The 17633-nt window shown below is 41.3% G+C and carries 18 protein-coding genes and 1 riboswitch; of the genes, 12 read left to right on the top strand and 6 right to left on the bottom strand.

The window, feature by feature from the left end; genetic code table 11:
• Window positions 1-309: 309 nt before the first annotated feature.
• Window positions 310-1401, bottom strand: a complete 1092-nt coding sequence (locus tag NST09_RS18005) for a branched-chain amino acid aminotransferase (protein WP_007497882.1) — start codon at window positions 1399-1401, stop codon at window positions 310-312.
• Window positions 1402-1760: 359 nt separating this feature from the next.
• Here NST09_RS18005 and NST09_RS18000 point away from each other — a divergent pair, with 359 nt between their 5' ends.
• From NST09_RS18000 to NST09_RS17980, 5 genes are all read left to right on the top strand, one after another.
• Entirely contained in the window at window positions 1761-3188 is a 1428-nt protein-coding gene (locus tag NST09_RS18000) for a right-handed parallel beta-helix repeat-containing protein (protein ID WP_017358694.1), read from the top strand.
• Between the two features lie 117 nt (window positions 3189-3305).
• Window positions 3306-3415: riboswitch (SAM riboswitch) on the top strand.
• Window positions 3416-3588: 173 nt separating this feature from the next.
• Window positions 3589-4707: a sugar ABC transporter substrate-binding protein gene (locus NST09_RS17995; protein WP_342493175.1), complete on the top strand. Its 1119-nt coding sequence runs from the start codon at window positions 3589-3591 to the stop codon at window positions 4705-4707.
• A 72-nt stretch (window positions 4708-4779) separates the two neighbouring features.
• Entirely contained in the window at window positions 4780-6276 is a 1497-nt protein-coding gene (locus tag NST09_RS17990; protein ID WP_342493174.1) for a sugar ABC transporter ATP-binding protein, read from the top strand.
• Window positions 6273-7286 carry an ABC transporter permease gene (locus NST09_RS17985; RefSeq protein ID WP_017368303.1) on the top strand — a complete coding sequence of 338 codons (1014 nt, stop codon included), beginning with the start codon at window positions 6273-6275 and terminating at the stop codon, window positions 7284-7286. The genes NST09_RS17990 and NST09_RS17985 overlap by 4 nt, the downstream gene beginning before the upstream one ends.
• A 94-nt stretch (window positions 7287-7380) precedes the next feature.
• The gene (locus NST09_RS17980; RefSeq protein WP_007497867.1) at window positions 7381-8013 is read left to right on the top strand and encodes a GTP pyrophosphokinase family protein; all 633 of its coding nucleotides are present in this window, start codon (window positions 7381-7383) and stop codon (window positions 8011-8013) included.
• A gap of 50 nt (window positions 8014-8063) precedes the next feature.
• On the opposite strand, the gene NST09_RS17975 is transcribed toward NST09_RS17980, so the two are convergent.
• On the bottom strand, window positions 8064-8213 hold the full coding sequence (locus NST09_RS17975) for a hypothetical protein (RefSeq protein WP_017368302.1): 150 nt from the start codon (window positions 8211-8213) through the stop codon (window positions 8064-8066).
• A gap of 19 nt (window positions 8214-8232) precedes the next feature.
• Window positions 8233-9318: a Rap family tetratricopeptide repeat protein gene (locus NST09_RS17970; RefSeq protein ID WP_206115853.1), complete on the bottom strand. Its 1086-nt coding sequence runs from the start codon at window positions 9316-9318 to the stop codon at window positions 8233-8235.
• Window positions 9319-9847: 529 nt separating this feature from the next.
• Between NST09_RS17970 and NST09_RS17965 the strand changes: the two genes are divergently transcribed.
• The 3 genes from NST09_RS17965 to NST09_RS17955 all read left to right on the top strand — a co-directional run bounded on the left by NST09_RS17965 (window position 9848) and on the right by NST09_RS17955 (window position 12052).
• On the top strand, window positions 9848-10612 hold the full coding sequence (locus tag NST09_RS17965) for a transporter substrate-binding domain-containing protein (RefSeq protein WP_007497862.1): 765 nt from the start codon (window positions 9848-9850) through the stop codon (window positions 10610-10612).
• Between the two features lie 70 nt (window positions 10613-10682).
• On the top strand, window positions 10683-11327 hold the full coding sequence (locus NST09_RS17960; RefSeq protein ID WP_007497860.1) for an amino acid ABC transporter permease: 645 nt from the start codon (window positions 10683-10685) through the stop codon (window positions 11325-11327).
• Entirely contained in the window at window positions 11324-12052 is a 729-nt protein-coding gene (locus tag NST09_RS17955; RefSeq protein ID WP_007497858.1) for an amino acid ABC transporter ATP-binding protein, read from the top strand. The genes NST09_RS17960 and NST09_RS17955 overlap by 4 nt, the downstream gene beginning before the upstream one ends.
• A gap of 87 nt (window positions 12053-12139) precedes the next feature.
• On the opposite strand, the gene NST09_RS17950 is transcribed toward NST09_RS17955, so the two are convergent.
• Window positions 12140-12523, bottom strand: a complete 384-nt coding sequence (locus NST09_RS17950; RefSeq protein ID WP_008345541.1) for a VOC family protein — start codon at window positions 12521-12523, stop codon at window positions 12140-12142.
• A gap of 117 nt (window positions 12524-12640) precedes the next feature.
• Here NST09_RS17950 and NST09_RS17945 point away from each other — a divergent pair, with 117 nt between their 5' ends.
• Window positions 12641-13822, top strand: coding sequence for a class I SAM-dependent rRNA methyltransferase (locus tag NST09_RS17945; protein ID WP_217816035.1), 1182 nt, complete (start codon window positions 12641-12643; stop codon window positions 13820-13822).
• A gap of 37 nt (window positions 13823-13859) precedes the next feature.
• On the opposite strand, the gene NST09_RS17940 is transcribed toward NST09_RS17945, so the two are convergent.
• Entirely contained in the window at window positions 13860-14540 is a 681-nt protein-coding gene (locus tag NST09_RS17940) for a CidB/LrgB family autolysis modulator (RefSeq protein ID WP_007497850.1), read from the bottom strand.
• Window positions 14534-14917 carry a CidA/LrgA family holin-like protein gene (locus tag NST09_RS17935; RefSeq protein ID WP_008345527.1) on the bottom strand — a complete coding sequence of 128 codons (384 nt, stop codon included), beginning with the start codon at window positions 14915-14917 and terminating at the stop codon, window positions 14534-14536. Before NST09_RS17935 ends, NST09_RS17940 begins: the two co-directional genes overlap by 7 nt.
• A gap of 165 nt (window positions 14918-15082) precedes the next feature.
• Between NST09_RS17935 and NST09_RS17930 the strand changes: the two genes are divergently transcribed.
• Genes NST09_RS17930 through thiE form a run of 3 tightly spaced genes read left to right on the top strand, consistent with a single transcriptional unit; the run spans window position 15083 to window position 17488 of the window.
• Window positions 15083-15970 (top strand): LysR family transcriptional regulator, encoded by an 888-nt coding sequence (locus NST09_RS17930; RefSeq protein ID WP_008345526.1) that lies wholly within the window; start codon window positions 15083-15085, stop codon window positions 15968-15970.
• A gap of 17 nt (window positions 15971-15987) precedes the next feature.
• Window positions 15988-16812: a hydroxyethylthiazole kinase gene (gene thiM, locus NST09_RS17925; protein ID WP_342493173.1), complete on the top strand. Its 825-nt coding sequence runs from the start codon at window positions 15988-15990 to the stop codon at window positions 16810-16812.
• Window positions 16799-17488: a thiamine phosphate synthase gene (gene thiE, locus NST09_RS17920; RefSeq protein WP_047946593.1), complete on the top strand. Its 690-nt coding sequence runs from the start codon at window positions 16799-16801 to the stop codon at window positions 17486-17488. The genes thiM and thiE overlap by 14 nt, the downstream gene beginning before the upstream one ends.
• The last annotated feature ends 145 nt before the right edge of the window (window positions 17489-17633 follow it).

Raw genomic sequence — 17633 nt, 5'->3', positions numbered from 1 at the left:
ACATCTAAGTCTTTTTCGCCTTTTTGTTGCGTAACCTCTTTCGCCTCACTTTTACAAAAGTAATGGAAAGAACGAGGATAGAAATCCCGAGAAACTTAAATAGAAAACGGGTGAAGAACGATGAATCATCGAAACCTGTAGCGATGATGATTGATCCGATGCAAATCCCTAAGAACGCTAGTAAATAAGTAAAAAACATACCATCACTCCTTAAGTGTGGAATAGATCCGTATTTTCCATTATGAGGTAATGGAGGAGATAAAGAAACAAAAAAGAACCCTTCATCAAATGAAAGGTTCTTTCGCTTGCTTATGCCTGCTTGACGACCGAATCGACTTCTACTGTCCAGCCGAAGATGTCTGGCTGAGTTCCTTTTTGGATTCCGGTAATCGCTTCGTACAATTTCTTCGATACTTCGCCTGTTTGACCATTTTGAATGACGTATGGCTGATCGTGATAAATTAATTCACCGACAGGAGAAATGACGGCTGCCGTTCCTGTTCCGAAGATTTCTTCAAGTTCACCTGACTGATGTGCTTCGATTAACTCATCAATTGAAATTTTACGTTCTGTCACAGGGATTTCCCAATGCTTTAACAGCTCAAGCACAGAATTCCGTGTGATCCCTTCTAAAATGCTGCCGTTCAGTTCAGGCGTCACGATTTCTCCGTTGATTTTAAAGAAGATATTCATACTGCCGACTTCTTCAATGTACTTTTTCTCGATGCCATCAAGCCACAGGACTTGTGAAAATCCTTTTGTTTCAGCAACTTGCTGTGCTTTCAAGCTCGATGCATAGTTTCCAGCTGTTTTGGCATTTCCTGTTCCGCCTTTAACAGCGCGGACAAATTCGTTTTCCACCGCAATTTTGACCGGATGGATGCCTTCTTTATAATAAGAACCTACTGGAGATAAAATGATGATCAGCTTGTAGGTGCTTGACGGTGCAACACCTAAATAGGGCTCAGTAGAAATAATGAATGGTCGAATATACAAAGAAGTGCCCTCTGCATCAGGTACCCAATCCTTATCAATGCGAATGAGTTCATTTAAGCCTTCTAAAACCGTTTCTGTATCAATTTGCGGGATACATAGGCGGTCATTTGATCTGTTTAAACGTTCCATATTTTTTTCGGGACGGAATAAGAGAATCTTTTGATCCTCAGACACATACGCCTTCAAGCCTTCAAAAACAGATTGGCCATAATGATAAACCATAGAAGCTGGGTCCATTGGAATCGCCTGATAAGGAATAATTCTCGGATCATACCAGCCTTTATCAATTGAATAATCCATCACAAACATGTGGTCTGTGAAGATTTTTCCGAATTCAAGTTGATCAGATTGAGGTTTTGGTTTTTTTGTTGAACTAATTTCAACGCGGATGGGTTGTTTTGGCATCGTAAATCTCCTTGCTGTTTGATTATTTGAAAATTCTAATAATATGAAATAATTATGATTCTATTCTATACCTTCACAAAATATTAGCAATAGGTTTTCTGGAATTCAGACAAGAAAAATCTGTTAAAGCGCTTTCCTCCTCTCTGTCGTGGTTTTACTGAAGTTTCCCCTTAGAAATAAAATCCAATTTCATTATTAACTGATTAATCTGACAATTTAAAAGCGATTTGTTTTCCTGTAAGATATTCTTTCAACCATACACCTTTTGACTAGTACATTGCAAGGGGCATTGCCATATTTTAATCCTCTTTTTTTTAACCGATAAAGGTAGAAGAGAGTGGAAGGGAGCAAACAACGAGATGAAACGAATGATATCAGGCGCCTTATTGATTTTATTGATGACCGCCATTAGTTTTGGCTGTCAAGCGATGACGGAGGAGGCTGGTGCGAAGCAAGGTACTGCCTATTACGTCGCAGCAAATGGGAACGACAAACATCCAGGGACAAAGCAAAAGCCTTTCCGTACGCTGAAAAAAGCGGCAAGTATCGCGAAAGCTGGAACAACAGTTTATATGAGAGGCGGTACATACAAAGAGAAATTGATTGTCCGCCATTCTGGAACAAAGAAAGCACCAGTTGTTTTTCAAGCGTATGGAAAAGAGAAGCCTGTCATTAGCGGAGCATCTCTTAAAGGAAATCAAGCAGACGGAGGTCTCGTGAAAATTGATCAAAAAAGCTATATCACCCTGAAAGGTTTGACAGTCGGTCATATTAAAACGAATCAAGAAGATGTGACACCCATCGGTATATTCATCACAGGAAGCGGCAAAGGCGTCAAACTGCTTAACAACCGTGTGTACGACATTCAGACGACACATCAAAATGGGAATGCTCATGGCATTGCGGTCTATGGAACGAAAGCACCTGCAGCCATTGAAGACATCGAAATCAAAGGAAACACTGTGGAAAAGTTAAAGCTGGGTTTTAGTGAAGCCCTTGTGCTAAACGGAAACGTTAAAAAATTCCGCGTGACACATAATACAGTCCGGCATACGGACAATATCGGGATTGATTTAATTGGTTTTGAGAATGTCGCACCTTCTAAAAAGTATGATCAAGTGCGAAATGGTGTCGTATCTAGAAACAAAGTTTATGAGATTACGAGTGTTGGGAATCCAGCGTACGGCAAGGACATCTCCGCAGGAGGAATTTATGTGGATGGCGGGAAAGACATCGTGATTGATCATAACATCAGCCATCATAATGACCTTGGGATTGAGGTCACAAGTGAACATAAAGGGAAGATGGCCGAACGCATTCGCATTGAGCACAATCAAGTATATTTAAATCGTTATACAGGCATCTCCATCGGCGGCTATGACAAGAAGCGGGGCGGAACCACAAACACGACCATCTCCCATAACATTTTGTACAAAAATGACACAGCCGGCTTAGAAGGCGGTCAATTGCTCATGCAATATCAATCGGTGAACAATCGAATCACGAATAATATCATGACAGCCAGTGCTTCGCATTACTTAGTCGTGAATCTCTACGAAGTGAACAAGAAGAATACATTCCAAAAGAATGTCTACGATGACCGAAAAGGTGCAAAAGCCTCACAATGGGTATGGCGCGGGAAATGGCTGGAAGGCTACAAAACGTATCGCTCGAAAAGCGGTCAAGATAAAGGATCAGCACACCTTAATCCCCAATTTGTGAATGAGAAAAAATATGATTTCCGTCTTAAGGCATCATCACCTGCTAAGAAAATCATCGGCAGTTAAACAAGGTATTCGGTGCAAATGATCATTTTAGAAATTTTCAAAAAAGTCATTGACATTGATGAGACATCACATTAAAGTAAAGAAGACATTTCAACTAAAACAAATTTCATAACGGATCTCTTATCAAGAGAGGCAGAGGGACTGGCCCTATGACGCCCAGCAACCGTTTCTATTTAAGAAATTGGTGCTAATTCCTGCAAAGCTGTTACAGCTTTGACAGATAAGAGAGGAAGACTTCCCGATACATGTTTCATGCAACGGTGATCAAGCCTCTCTTTATCAAGAGAGGCTTTTTTTGATCTCTTTTTTTAGAATCAAAAGACTGGGTTCACAGGCATATTTCCACTTCTTTACCTAGTTTTCCGATGTGAAAAATAAAACAACTTGAGGAGGAACAGCAATGAAACGTAAATATTGGACATCATCTCTTGTATTATTGACGGTCCTGACCGTGCTATTATCTGGTTGCGGTACGGGATCAAGCGCAGGCCCAAAGGCTAATGCAAACGAAAAGGTCTCTTTTGACAATGTCCCGAAGCGATTTGCAAAAGGACAGGGAGCAAAAATTAAAGTCATCCGTAAAATTGGCGGGGACGATCATACTGCTCAGTTTTTAGCAGGAACGAAGGCAGAAGGTGAAGCGCTAGGCTTTACAGTAGATGTCTACACGGCAAATGGTGATACGGCGAAGTTTCATGATGCTATTTCTCAAGCACTAGAAGAAAACTACGATGGCTTTATCATCTCTCATGGGGATGATGAGGCGACAGTCGCTGATGTGAAGAAGATCACAGCGAAAGGCATTCCAGTTGTGGCGTTTGATTCAAATCCGAAGCTGAAGGATATCAAAGGAGTCACAGTGACGTCTCAAGATGATGAACAATTAGCGAAAAAATCATTAGATGCACTCGTGGCTGATTTTAAAGGGAAAGCAAATATTGCGTATCTTTGGGTAGACGGATTCCCTCCAATGGTGAGACGAAACAAGGTGTACCAAGAAACGCTCAAACAGCATACAGGAATCAAGGAACTTGACCGATTTGGCGTTGCGGCCTCTGATACATCAGTTCAAACACAAAATGCGGTTGCGGCTATGCTAAATAAATATCCAAAGGGGAAACTGGATGCGATTTTTGCCACGTGGGATGCATTTGCGATTGGTGCCGCAAGAGCTTTAAAAGAAGCAGGAAGAACCGAAGTGAAAATATACGGTATTGATGTGTCTAATGCCGATCTCCAAGAAATGACTGCGAAAGACAGTCCTTGGAAGTACACTGCCGCTGTCGATCCGAAGCTCATTGGCGCAATTGACGTAAGGATTCTTGCGAAGAAACTAGCTGGCGAGAAAACGCCATCTTCCTATGACCTTGAGGCCTCTCTCATTTCACAAAAGCAGCTTCAGGATGCAGGAAAGGCCATCAATATGGTCAATCTTGCAGATGAAGTAAAAGGATTCGGTTCTTCGACTGCTTTTGAAGAAGACTGGATGAAGACCTTGAAGAAGCATTATGCAAAATAAACCACGTGCACTCTCTTTTCATAGAGGGTGTTTCGTTTTTCAATTGACGATCAGGAGAGAAGGAGGACACTTATGACAACGCCGCTTGTTCATATGAAAAACATCTCGATTGAATTCCCAGGAGTCAAAGCGTTAGATCAAGCAAATTTCACATTAAAAAAAGGCACAGTCCATGCCCTGATTGGGGCTAACGGTGCTGGGAAGTCAACGTTAATGAAAGTTCTCTCTGGTGCTCATTCACATTTTGAAGGAACCATCCACATCAATGGCGAGGAGGCGACCATTCATACACCAAAGGATGCGGCCTCATACGGTGTGCAGACCGTACATCAAGAAGTGGATACAGCTCTAGTGCCATATTTAAGTGTTGGCGAAAATATGATGATTCATGAAATTGAGAAAAAACCATTCGTCCGTTGGAAAGAGATTCACCGCAAGGCAGCACAGCTGTTACAAGAGATGAATATTGACATCTCGACGAAGCGTCTTGTGAGTGATTTGACACTGGCAGAAAAACAAATGGTGCTCATTGCCAAGGCTGTGTCGATCAAATGCAGCATTTTAATTTTAGATGAACCAACCGCTCCACTTAGTCATGCAGAAACAAGCAAGCTATTCTCAATGATTCATCAATTGAAAAAGAACGGCACAGGCATCATTTTTATTTCGCATCGCATGCCAGAAATTTTCAACATCTGTGATGAACTGACTGTGATGAAGAATGGAACCGATGTGGCGGCGCACCTCATTAAAGAAACTGATCCAAAGCAGGTCATTGAAGAAATGCTTGGCGCGCCATTAGAGGATCAATTCCCATCTCGTACACCGCTTGAGGATGCACCGATTGTGCTTGACGTGAAAGAGTTGCATGACCAGCATAAATTAAACAACATTCATCTTCATGTGAAAAAAGGAGAAATTCTCGGGATTGCAGGACTAGTCGGTGCTGGTAAAACAGAATTGTGCAAAGCCCTATTCGGCGCCTCAGAAAAAAAGTCAGGCACTATGCAGCTACATGGTCAAACCATTCATATCAAGTCGCCTCATCACGCTGTGAGAGCGGGTATTGCCCTTGTGCCTGAGGAACGGAGAAAAGAAGGAATTTTAACAGAAGAGACTGTTGGATGGAACGTAACAGCTGCAAGTCTACGTTCGTTTACACGGCCGTTCAGCTTCTTACATCGTTCTAAGGAACGGAAGGCAGCAGATGGAATCGTCAAGCGGCTTGGCGTCAAGACACCTTCTCTTGAAGCGAAGGTGAAGCATCTCTCTGGTGGAAATCAGCAAAAGATTGCGATTGGAAAATGGCTGTTGGCTGAGGCAGATGTCTATCTCTTTGATGAACCAACCAAAGGTGTAGACGTTGGAGCCAAAAAGGACATTTTCTCCCTCATTGCAGAACTAGCTGCAAGAGGAAAAGCGGTTATTTATGCTTCAAGTGAGCTTTCAGAAATTGCAGGAATTGCCGACCGAGTATACGTCTTATATGATGGCAGCATTGCCCGGGAAATGACGGCACCAATGACTGAAGAAGAGCTTTTATATCATTCAACAGGAGGACAATCATGAGTGAACGACAAGTTTCAGCCCCAGTTCAACAAATCAAGAAACAGCGGCCATCCTTTCATCTGTTTGATTTCTTTTATCAATATGGCACCATCTTAACGATTGTCGTATTGATTGTTGTCTTTGCGGCAGCCAATCCGGCATTTTTACAGTCAGGAAATATCATCAATATTTTACGATCGATCTCGATTGTAACCATCATTGCGGTAGGGCTGACGATCTCACTAGCAGTAAACGGCTTTGATTTATCTGTAGGCTCAGTTGCTACGTTATCAAATGCAATTGTGATCTCCATGTTTGTATGGTTCTCGCAAAACCCACTCATTGCGATCCTTTCTGCGCTGGCGGCTTCTCTTATTGTCGGTTTGCTGAATGCTTGGATGATTGTCAAAATGAAGATTCCAGATATGCTCATGACACTAGCCATGATGTTTATCATTCAAGGGCTGGCACAAACCTATACGAAAGGTGCGACCATTTCTGAAAATATGGTGCTGCCTGATGGTACTTTTTCAACTGGCACCATCCCTGCCTTTTTCAGCAAGATTGGGCAGGTCCCCTATATCATTTTGATTATGGCGGCCATTGTGCTTTTTGCACATGTTTTTATGACTTACACAAAGCATGGGCGGTTGATGTATATCATTGGTGGAAATAAAGAAGCCGCTCGATTGTCTGGTATTCATGTGAACAAATACAAAATCGCAGCATATCTGTTGTCTGCCTTATTTGCGGCGATCGGTGGTATCGTGCTGGCATCAAGGGTGATGACAGCAGAAATTAACGCAGGAACGCCATATTTAATGGATGGGGTAGCTGCTGCTTTTATCGGGTTTTCAGTCATGGGAGCAGGTAAACCAAACGCATTCGGTACGTTTATTGGTGCGGTGCTCATCGGTATTTTGCAAAATGGACTTGTGATGATGTCTGTCCCGTATTATGCAATGGATATCGTGAAAGGATCTGTACTTGCACTGGCACTCGCGCTAACTTATTACAAACAACGGGGCTAAGATGTACTTTTTTAAAACCATTTGCGTTCTCTCTCCGTCTAGTAAACGGAAAGCAGTGTAACAGCTGTTTGCCAAAAGGAGATGACAAAAAGAAATGAATATGTCAGCAACTCATGTAGAAGATTTGAAAAGTGTCATGGAAGACTGGAAAAATGAATTATTAGTATATAAATTTGCATTAGATGAAATGGATACAAAGTTTTCGATTATTAGTCAGGAATATAATTTAATCCATGGACACAACCCAATAGAGCATACAAAATCACGGATCAAATCCTTTGAAAGCATCGTGAATAAACTAGCGAGAAAAGGATGTGACATCACCACACAATGTGCCAAGGAGTACATACATGATATCGCTGGTGTCCGCATCATCTGCTCGTTTATTCAAGATATCTATAACATTATTGATGTTCTGAGGCAAAGAGAGGATTTAAAGATCCTTGAAGTGAAGGATTACATTCAGCATCCGAAACCAAATGGCTATCGAAGTCTTCATTTAATTGTTGAGATTCCTGTTTACTTAACGAATCGTGTGGAGCATGTGAAGGTTGAAATTCAGGTGCGGACCATTGCGATGGATTTCTGGGCGAGTCTCGAACATAAAATCTATTATAAGCTGCAAAACGATGTTCCTCATCAGCTCACCGATGAACTAAAGGAAGCGGCAGATATCGCTCACTACTTAGATGAAAAAATGCAAAATATCAAACGAGAAATTGATTAACCAATAAAAAGAGTAGCTGTTTTGAAGGACAGCTACTCTTTTCAGTCTTATTAAGGGTTGGTGCCTCGATCTCTCTTTTGAATGATCGTACCGTCATCTTGCGATTGTGCAGACGGGCTGCCTTTTTGTGTAGAAGTACCAATCCAAACACCTGTGAACAAGAGCGCAAAAATCGCGCTTGAGATCAGCCATTTTTTCATCATACATCACTCCATCTTCTTAACAAGTTTTGAATGACAATGCCTTGTTCTGAAAATACATTGCTTCTTTCGGAAGACCATTTTCAGTTAAGTAGGCGGCTACATCCTGACAGATAGCCTCAAGATCAACAAGGAAATTCATAGATTCTAATTGATCACAATAAGAAATGATCTGCTCAATCATGTTGTTTGGCTGGAGCATCAATGTTTCTAAAATGGATAATTTAAGTGAAATGTTTCGTTGTTTTAAATTTTCTGCTTTTTGAAGTGAAAGCTGTACATAATAGTGGAACAAACCAGGCTTTTTCAGCTTAAACAGTGCTTTCGTGTAGGCATACAAGGCCAGTAAATAGCCGCCTGGGGAAGAAGTTTCGAATGACTCAATCAATAAAGCTTTTTCTAGGAGCGGCACAGCTTCACTGTATTCATTTCTTAGACTTTTAATAAAAGCTGCATTGCAATACGCGTGGCCAAGTAAATCCGGATCCTCCATCTGTTCTAGTGAGTAAATCACCTGTTGAAACAAAGTTTCTGCCTCATCATATTTCGATTGATCCGCATAATTCAGAGCAAGCATCATTTGACAGCTGATTGATTTTTTCACATAACATGGATCTGCGTCGTAAATAGACGAAGCCTTTTTTAAGTGGTGGATGGAGAGAAGTGTGGATCTTATATTATAGTATAGACAGCCTGTTTTATAATGGAATTCTGCTTTTTCAATGTCATCATGTACGAGATCTAATTTATCCTCTGCCAATTTCAAATGGTGAAATGCTGTATCTTGATTCCCTCTGCGCATTTCATACATGCCTTTAAAGAAATAGAAATAGTAGCTGAGCATATCATCTGTACGAATCGCATTTTCATCCACAAAAAGACTGTGATCTAACGAAGCTGTATCTTCGACTAAATCTTTGAAACGGTATTCTAAAAGTTGATAGTAGAGTAAGACGTCTTGATTCTCTTCCATTCGATCAAATGCTTGAAGAATCTCTTCTTTTAGCTGTATGGCTTCTTGTATGTCTCTTTTTTTCATCAAGACATACCAGTCATTTAGCATATTTGCTACATCAACGGATGACAAAACACCTGTTTCTGCCAATTGGTATCCTCCTTTCTTCACCTATTCATTTCTGCGGATTCTTATTTGTCTGAATCATCTTTCCATATTAAGTATCTTCTTATATTTTAAGCGGTCTATCTCAATTTGTAAAACATGTTTTTTGATGTAAATTCAACCAGTAGTGAAAAAAATAGGGAGTAGCGATCAAATTGTATACGCTTACATTTTTTTAGGTAAAAAGAGGATGTTGGAAAAAATATATCAGGATATCAATAGAGGAAGAGAGACAGTGAAAGAGGGTTTTTTCATAGGTGAGAAAGAAGTGTTATTTATAAAGGAGTGTTCTCGGTTTTTTGTGAGATTATATCACATGAATATTGTGAAACATGCTTCTTTCAGAATAAAATGAGTTATTCGCAAAAAAGTAAAATTTAAAGAGACTATCGATCTAGAATTGTATGGATCTTTGGTATTGATAAAAAATATCACACAGTATAGCTTTAGCGTGGTATAGTAAGATTGTTGTTGCGAATATTTAGACAAAACTGACAATTGGGGGTCGTGTTTTATGAAGAAATCGATGTTACTGATCATGGGACTAATTGTTGTGCTCGTCATGGCAGCCTGTGGTTCAAAATCAGACAGCGGTTCGGGAGAAGGCAAAGGCACATATAAAATCGGGATAGATGTAACATATCCGCCATTTGAATTTGAAAAGGGCGGAAAAACGGTGGGAATAGACGTTGATTTAATTAACGCCATTGCGAAAGACCAAGACTTCAAAGTGAAACTTGAAGCAATGGATTTCTCAGGGATCATTCCAGCGATGCAAGCAGGTCAGCTTGATGTTGGAATGGGTGGTATGAGTATTACAGATGAGCGTAAAAAGAAAGTGGATTTCTCAGATCCATACTTCGACGCTGGTCTGACAGTTGTTGTGAAAAAGGACAGCAGCATCAAATCGATTGATGATTTAAAGGGGAAAAAGCTAGCTGTTAAAAATGGGACAACAGGTGCAAAATTTGCAACAGATAACGCAGACAAATATGGGTATGAAGTAGTTCAATTCAATGACAGTCCATCTATGTTCCAAGAAGTATCTAATGGAAATGCAGATGCTTTAATTGAGGATTATCCTGTCATTACGTATGCGATCGCACAGCAAGACTTGAAATTGAAAACAGTTGGAGATCGCTTGAATGGAGACCAATACGGGATCTCAGTGATGAAGGGTAAAAACCAGGACTTATTGAAGAAAATCAATAAAGGGCTGGAAAACCTAAAGAAAAACGGTGAATATGACAAAATTATTGAGAAATATTTGAAGTCATAACACAAGCGAGGCGCGCTCAGAGCGCGCTTTCTTTATGTGTCAACCGTATGTGAATTAGGGAGGGAGAAACATGGATACGATTGTTAATGCATTTCCGTATTTAATGGATGGTTTGCAAACCACATTATATATCTTTGTTGTTGCTATCATTTTAGGTTTTATCATCGGGTTGATTGTGGCACTATTCCGCCTATCACCATTTAAAATCTTGAACTTTATTTCACTCGTTTTTGTCAATGCCATTCGAGGTACGCCATTTATCGTACAGCTATTCTTCATTTATTTTGGGCTTAATACACTTGAATTCATTTCACTTGACCGAGTGCCGGCAGGGATTATTACAGTAGCGATTAACGCAGGAGCTTATTTCTCAGAAATTATTCGTGCAGGGATTCAGTCCATCGATAAAGGACAAACTGAAGCCGCACGCTCTTTAGGATTCACAGGTGGACAAAACATGCGCTTTATCGTCCTTCCACAGGCATTTCGCCGTATGCTTCCAGCCATTACGAACCAAGCCATCATCAGTTTGAAGGACACCTCTCTTTTATCGATTATCGGTATTGCTGATATCATGCAGCGGGGACAAGTTCAAGCATCGGCTACCTTTGATCCTTTGAATGTCTGGCTCATTGTCGGTGTCATTTATTTCGTGATCATTTATTTACTTTCTCTACTGGCTAGCTACGCAGAAAGGAGATTTGATGTGAAATGAGTATGATTACGGTGAAAAACTTGAAGAAATCCTTTGGTGATAACGAAGTCTTAAAGGATATTAATGCAGTCATCGAGGAAAAAGAGGTTGTATGTGTCATTGGTCCTTCAGGATCAGGGAAAAGCACATTTCTCAGATGTCTCAATAAATTAGAGGATATTACGGCTGGGGAAGTTGTTGTCCACGGACATACGATTACAGACCCAAAAGTGAATATCAATAAAGTACGACAAGAAGTTGGTATGGTGTTTCAGCACTTTAATTTATTTCCTCATAAAACCGTGTTAGAAAATATCACGATCGCACCGGTGAAAGTAAAAGGGATGGAGAAGAAAGCGGCAGTCGATAAAGCATTAGACTTGCTTGAAAAGGTCGGCTTGAAAGACAAGGCCAAAAGTTACCCTAACCAATTATCTGGTGGACAAAAACAGCGTGTTGCCATTGCAAGAGCCTTGGCGATGGACCCGAAAGTGCTCTTATTCGATGAGCCGACATCTGCTCTTGACCCTGAGGTCGTTGGGGATGTATTAGCTGTTATGAAACAATTAGCAGTCGAAGGAATGACGATGATTGTCGTCACACATGAAATGGGTTTTGCAAGAGAAGTGGGAGACCGTGTGATCTTTATGGATGGCGGATATATCGTCGAAGAAGACAAACCAGAAGCACTCTTTGGAAACCCGCAGCACGAGCGTACCAAATTGTTTCTTAGTAAGGTGCTATAAAAAAAGAGTAAGAGCAGGTATGCTCTTACTCTTTTTCTTTTGTGACGAGAATGAATATACCGATTCGCATGCATTTCCTAGGAAATATTATCGTTGGAAGAACTCAATCCACTCTTGGTCTGGCCCTCGGAAAAAGAAGTAGCAATAGCCATTGGGCAATGTTGTGATTTCTTCATCTATTAGCTCAATTTGCAGCTTTTGAATACGGTTGAATTCCGCGTGGATATTATCTGTTGTGAAGGCGAGATGGTGGACCTTTCCTTCAGATGGAAGGTCACTGCTATACCCTTGAATGAGTTCGATTTCCGTTTCTGCTTCGTCTTTAAAGCCAAGAAAGGCAAGTTCAATGACTCCGTTTGTATGAGTGATGCGATCCTTTAATTTCATGCCCACCACTTTTTCATAAAAATCAATGGACTGATCAATATTTGTCACCATAATCCCTGTATGATCTAAGCGTAATGTTGTCAAAAAAGAGCCTCCTCTATGTCGAGTTGATATTTTTCTCCTCATCTTATCATAATAGAAGTAACGTATACATTCATATGGTAGGATAGAGAGAGTCAATTTAGGATAAGGATGACACAAATGAAAAAAATCTCATTAAAACAAACATTTGCAGAACAAGTGAAAAAGGGATATCCGCTTATTTCAAAAGATGCTGTGTCGCGTGTGAACGGTGTACAGGAAGGCGAACTCATTGAATGGGTAGATGAAAGAGGCTCTTTTTTAGGGAAAGGATATTATGGTGTGCAAAATAAAGGCATCGGTTGGGTGCTTTCCTTTGACGCTAACGAAAATATAGATCAGCCCTTTTTTGTTTCTAAACTTGAACAGGCATCCAAAAGCAGAACGCATCTATTTCGTGATGCACAGACGACGGCTTTCCGTGTGTTCAATGGAGAAGGGGATGGAATTGGTGGAATCACGATTGATTATTATGATGGATTCTATCTCATCCAATGGTATAGCGAAGGTGTTTATACATTAAAAGAAGATGTATTGGCTGCGATTGAGCAGGTGTACCCTGACTATAAAGGCATTTATGAAAAGAAACGATTTGATACGTCTGGACAATATATCGAAGATGACGATTTTGTAAAAGGGGAGAAAGGTGAATTTCCTCTTATCGTCAAAGAAAATGGGATGAACGTGGCGGTTTATCTAAATGATGGTGCGATGACAGGTATTTTCCTTGATCAGCGTCATGTGCGAAAAGCAATTCGAGATCGCTATGCAAAAGGAAAGACCGTCCTTAATACATTCTCTTATACCGGCGCTTTCTCTGTAGCAGCAGCGCTTGGCGGGGCAAGCCGTACGACAAGTGTAGATGTTGCAAACCGCAGTTTGAAAAAAACATCTGAGCAGTTTGAAGTGAATGGCATTGATGTAGACGGGCAGGATATCAAAGTCATGGATGTCTTTAAATATTTCCCGTTTGCGGCGAAAAAAGGCTGGAGCTATGATGTTGTGATCTTGGACCCACCATCCTTTGCACGAACGAAGAAACACACATTCAGTGCAGCGAAGGATTATAAGAAACTATTAAAAGAAGCCATCCAGATCACAGCTGAGAACGGCGTCATTGTGGCGTCAACCAATAGCAGTGCATTTGGGATGAAAAAGTTTAAAGGATTTATTGCACAGGCCTTTAAAGAATCTGGGAAAACGTATCGTATTCTTGAGGAATATACACTTCCTGAGGACTTCCGTACAACGAAAAATTATCCTGAGGGGAACTATTTAAAGGTTGTCTTCATCCAAGCATAAGAAAAAGCCATTTTCCGATAGAGGGAAATGGCTTTTTCTATAGGGCAAACGACATCAGGATAGGCGCTGCACATAATGTAATAATGGCCGAAATGATCATGGACACACTTGAGATCGTGCCTGAGACCGAGCTCAGTTCAAAGGCCTTCGATGTGCCTGCACCATGTGCTCCTGTACCAAGCAGAACGCCCATTGCAATGTCATTATCAATACGGAAATAACGGATAACCAATGGTCCAATGATTGAGCCAAATAATGCTGTTAAAATGACGAATACAGCCGTAACGGACGGCATCCCGCCAATCATTTCAGACACACTCATCGCAACGGGTGTTGTGACGGACCTTGGGACGAGGCTCTCGATCAGACTCGTGTCCAAATGAAACAATTTAGCGATAAACGCTGTTGATAAAATCGCAACGATAGAACCGCAAGCCACATTCAAAATAATTTCTACTGCATGCTTCTTCAAAATATGAAAATACTTATATAAAGGAATGGCAAATGCCACAGTCGCAGGTTGAAGCATATTTGTCAGCCATTTTCCGCCTTGATTGTAAGCATCGTAAGGAATGTTCACGATTAACAGCAAGACCACAAGAACAACCGGTGTTACAAGTAAAGGGGAGACATAGACTTTCGGATGACGTTTATAAACCGCTTTTGATCCGAGATAGATCAGAATGGTTAAGATCAAAAATAGTCCACCAACTAACATAGCTTTTTTCGCTCCTTTCTTTTCGCAATCATCTGCGTCATCATGCCAGTCGAGAGCATGACCACAAAGGTACTAAGTAAAACCACAAGGACAATACTTGTGCCAGATTGAGAAAGTAATGTTCCGTAATCAATCACACCTACTGCTGAAGGGATAAAGAAGAGCAGCAGTTCTCCGAGCAGCCATACGGCGCCAAGTTCAATCCATTTTAATTTAATGATGTTAAAATGAAGTAATAAGAAAATGACAAGAATGCCTAAGATCGTGCCCGGAATTCTTAAATGCAAAAAGGCCGCCAGCACATTCATCAATTTCGCAAAAGCAAATAAAGCCATAATCTGAAGGGTAGCAATCAGCGACGTTTTGAGCAATTGCACTTTCTGTTCACTCCTTTTTCTATATAAATTGTTCACTGTTTCACAAAAACAACACAACGTTCTAATCGGTGAGCTTACTTTAAAGTGTACAGCACGTTCTATTATAGGTAAAATACATATATCGAATAGTTATTATTCCTTTTGTCTATAGAAAGGGTGAACCATGTGGACATCAGACATTTAACATATTTCTTAGAAGTGGCACGGTTAAAGAGTTTTACGAAAGCATCGCAATCGCTCTATGTGTCACAGCCGACCATTTCCAAGATGGTCAAAAACCTAGAGGATGAGCTAGGTGTGCAGTTGTTTTACCGTAATGGCAGACAGGTTGAAATGACAGATGCTGGACAAACCATGTATACACAGGCGAGTGAAATCACACAATCCTTTCAGAATTTAACGAGTGAATTAAATGATTTAATGAATGTGAAAAAAGGACATATCCGAATAGGACTGCCGCCCATGATTGGATCAAGCTTTTTCCCAAATGTGATGGGGGAATTCCGCCAGCAGTATCCAGATGTCACCTTTCAATTGGTGGAGCACGGCTCCATTAAAGTAGAGGAAGGGGTAGAGGATGGATCATTAGATATTGGTGTTATTGTTCTGCCTGCAAATGATAAAATTTTTCATACATACACCATCATTAAAGAGAATATGAAGCTTGTCACCCATCCATCACATCCGATGGCAGGACGTGATGAGGTTCATTTGGCTGATTTAAAGGAAGAGTCTTTTATTTTCTTTCGAGAAGATTTCGTTCTGCACAGCCGAATCTTAAATGAATGTATGAATGCGGGATTCAGGCCAAACGTTATTTATGAAACGTCACAATGGGATTTCATCAGTGAAATGGTTGCTGAGAACCTTGGAATCGGGCTTCTGCCTGAACGGATTTGCCGTGATCTAGATCCTGATAAGGTGAGGATCATTTCCTTAAATCCGTCTATTCCGTGGCATTTGGGTGTCATTTGGCGAAAGGACCGCTACTTGTCCTTTGCTGCAAGAGAATGGTTAAAGCATACAAAATCCTATGTGTGGGATGCAGAATAAAAGGGAGGACGATACAGATGAAATTAAGCTGCGTGTCTCATCTTTTGGAAAAGGTTCGAGCGGAAAATCCGCTTGTCCATAATATCACCAACCAAGTTGTGACGAACTTTACAGCGAATGGACTGCTTGCTTTAGGTGCTTCTCCAGTCATGGCAAACGCCAAAGAAGAAGTGGCAGAAATGGCGCAATTAGCGGATGCACTTGTGCTGAATATCGGCACACTAAAAAAGGATACAGTGGAGGCAATGATCATTGCTGGACAAGCGGCCAATGAAAAAGGTGTACCAGTTCTATTAGATCCTGTTGGTGTTGGCGCGACAACGTTTCGGACGAGTGCGGCGAAACAGCTGTTACAGCAAGTGGACATCACTGTTGTCAGAGGGAATGCTGCTGAAATGGCTCATTTAATTGGAGTGGAGGGCTGGCAGTCAAAAGGCGTTGATGCAAAAGGGGCAAATGGAGATGTATCGTCTTTAGCAAAGAAGGCGGCAAAAGCACTTCAAACCGTTGTGGCGATTACAGGGAAAGTGGATGTCGTGTCAGATGGAGATGAGGTTCTGTCTATTCATAATGGACACGAATGGTTAACCAAGGTGACAGGGACCGGCTGTTTACTCACCTCTGTCATAGGGGCATTTTGTGCAACAGGGGAACGTCCAGTTCATGCATCGGCATCAGCTCTGCTGTTTTATGGTGTCGCTGCAGAAAAGGCAGCTCAGCAGACAGATGAGAAAGGGCCAGGGACCTTTCAGATCGAATTGTTAAACGCGCTGTCCAATACAAATGGTCAAGATGTGATCACGTTAGGAAAAATAGGGGGAGTTTTGCATGACGAAGGTTGATCAGCAGCTAATCAAACAGCAATTATCGGTTTATTTTATTATGGGAACAGCGAATACAAGCCGGCATCCGCTTGATGTGGTGAAAGAGGCCATTCAAGGCGGGATCACGATGTTTCAGTTTCGTGAAAAGGGTGAAGGTGCTCTGCAAGGTGAAGAAAAGAAAAAAATCGCTCAGCAGATTCAAGCACTTTGCCAAGAAGCGAATATCCCCTTTATCGTAAATGATGATGTACAGCTTGCAATCGATCTTGATGCAGATGGCGTACATGTTGGCCAGGAAGATACACTTGCACAAGATGTACGGCAAAGAATCGGGAATAAAATATTAGGCGTGTCCACGCACAATCTAGATGAAGTAAGGCAAGCGATGAAGGACGGGGCAGACTACGTTGGGATGGGTCCAGTCTATCCTACAGAAACAAAAAAGGATACACGCAGTGTCCAGGGTGTTTCTTTAATCAACGAAGTACGTCAACACGGTCTTCACATTCCTATTGTGGGCATCGGCGGGATCACGTATGAAAATGCTGCACCAGTCATCCAAGCAGGAGCCGATGGCATTAGCATCATCAGCGCCATTAGCCAAAGCGCTGATCCGAAAAAAGCTGCGGAAGAACTAACATCTCTTGTCGAGTCAGAGAAAGCAGCTCTTTCATCTGTAAAAGACATGGATTGACTCATCCATGTCTCAGCGTGTAGACAAACCCTCGCATTCGGTGTCAGTCCTGCGCGCTGGTACTCACGAATGTCAAATTCGCTCCGTGAAAGTAGCTGTCCTTCCTAGACTTCAAAGGTTTTCTATCACGCTGAAAAGAAGACAA

Origin of the sequence: Bacillus sp. FSL W7-1346, assembly GCF_038593335.1 — a bacterium.
GTDB lineage: Bacteria > Bacillota > Bacilli > Bacillales > Bacillaceae > Bacillus > Bacillus altitudinis.
Note: the sequence above shows the minus strand (reverse complement) of the source record. Positions and strands in the feature narration are given on the sequence as shown.

Excerpts from the sequence above, each read along its gene's own strand:
- NST09_RS17990 (WP_342493174.1), top strand. The coding sequence starts at position 4,780 with ATGACAACGCCGCTTGTTCATATGAAAAACATCTCGATTGAATTCCCA.
- NST09_RS17945 (WP_217816035.1), top strand. The coding sequence starts at position 12,641 with ATGAAAAAAATCTCATTAAAACAAACATTTGCAGAACAAGTGAAAAAG.
- thiM (WP_342493173.1), top strand. The coding sequence starts at position 15,988 with ATGAAATTAAGCTGCGTGTCTCATCTTTTGGAAAAGGTTCGAGCGGAA.
- NST09_RS17940 (WP_007497850.1), bottom strand. The coding sequence starts at position 14,540 with ATGTTAGTTGGTGGACTATTTTTGATCTTAACCATTCTGATCTATCTC.
- NST09_RS17955 (WP_007497858.1), top strand. The coding sequence starts at position 11,324 with ATGAGTATGATTACGGTGAAAAACTTGAAGAAATCCTTTGGTGATAAC.
- NST09_RS17995 (WP_342493175.1), top strand. The coding sequence starts at position 3,589 with ATGAAACGTAAATATTGGACATCATCTCTTGTATTATTGACGGTCCTG.
- NST09_RS17980 (WP_007497867.1), top strand. The coding sequence starts at position 7,381 with ATGAATATGTCAGCAACTCATGTAGAAGATTTGAAAAGTGTCATGGAA.
- NST09_RS17960 (WP_007497860.1), top strand. The coding sequence starts at position 10,683 with ATGGATACGATTGTTAATGCATTTCCGTATTTAATGGATGGTTTGCAA.
- NST09_RS18005 (WP_007497882.1), bottom strand. The coding sequence starts at position 1,401 with ATGCCAAAACAACCCATCCGCGTTGAAATTAGTTCAACAAAAAAACCA.
- thiE (WP_047946593.1), top strand. The coding sequence starts at position 16,799 with ATGACGAAGGTTGATCAGCAGCTAATCAAACAGCAATTATCGGTTTAT.
- NST09_RS18000 (WP_017358694.1), top strand. The coding sequence starts at position 1,761 with ATGAAACGAATGATATCAGGCGCCTTATTGATTTTATTGATGACCGCC.
- NST09_RS17965 (WP_007497862.1), top strand. The coding sequence starts at position 9,848 with ATGAAGAAATCGATGTTACTGATCATGGGACTAATTGTTGTGCTCGTC.
- NST09_RS17985 (WP_017368303.1), top strand. The coding sequence starts at position 6,273 with ATGAGTGAACGACAAGTTTCAGCCCCAGTTCAACAAATCAAGAAACAG.
- NST09_RS17975 (WP_017368302.1), bottom strand. The coding sequence starts at position 8,213 with ATGAAAAAATGGCTGATCTCAAGCGCGATTTTTGCGCTCTTGTTCACA.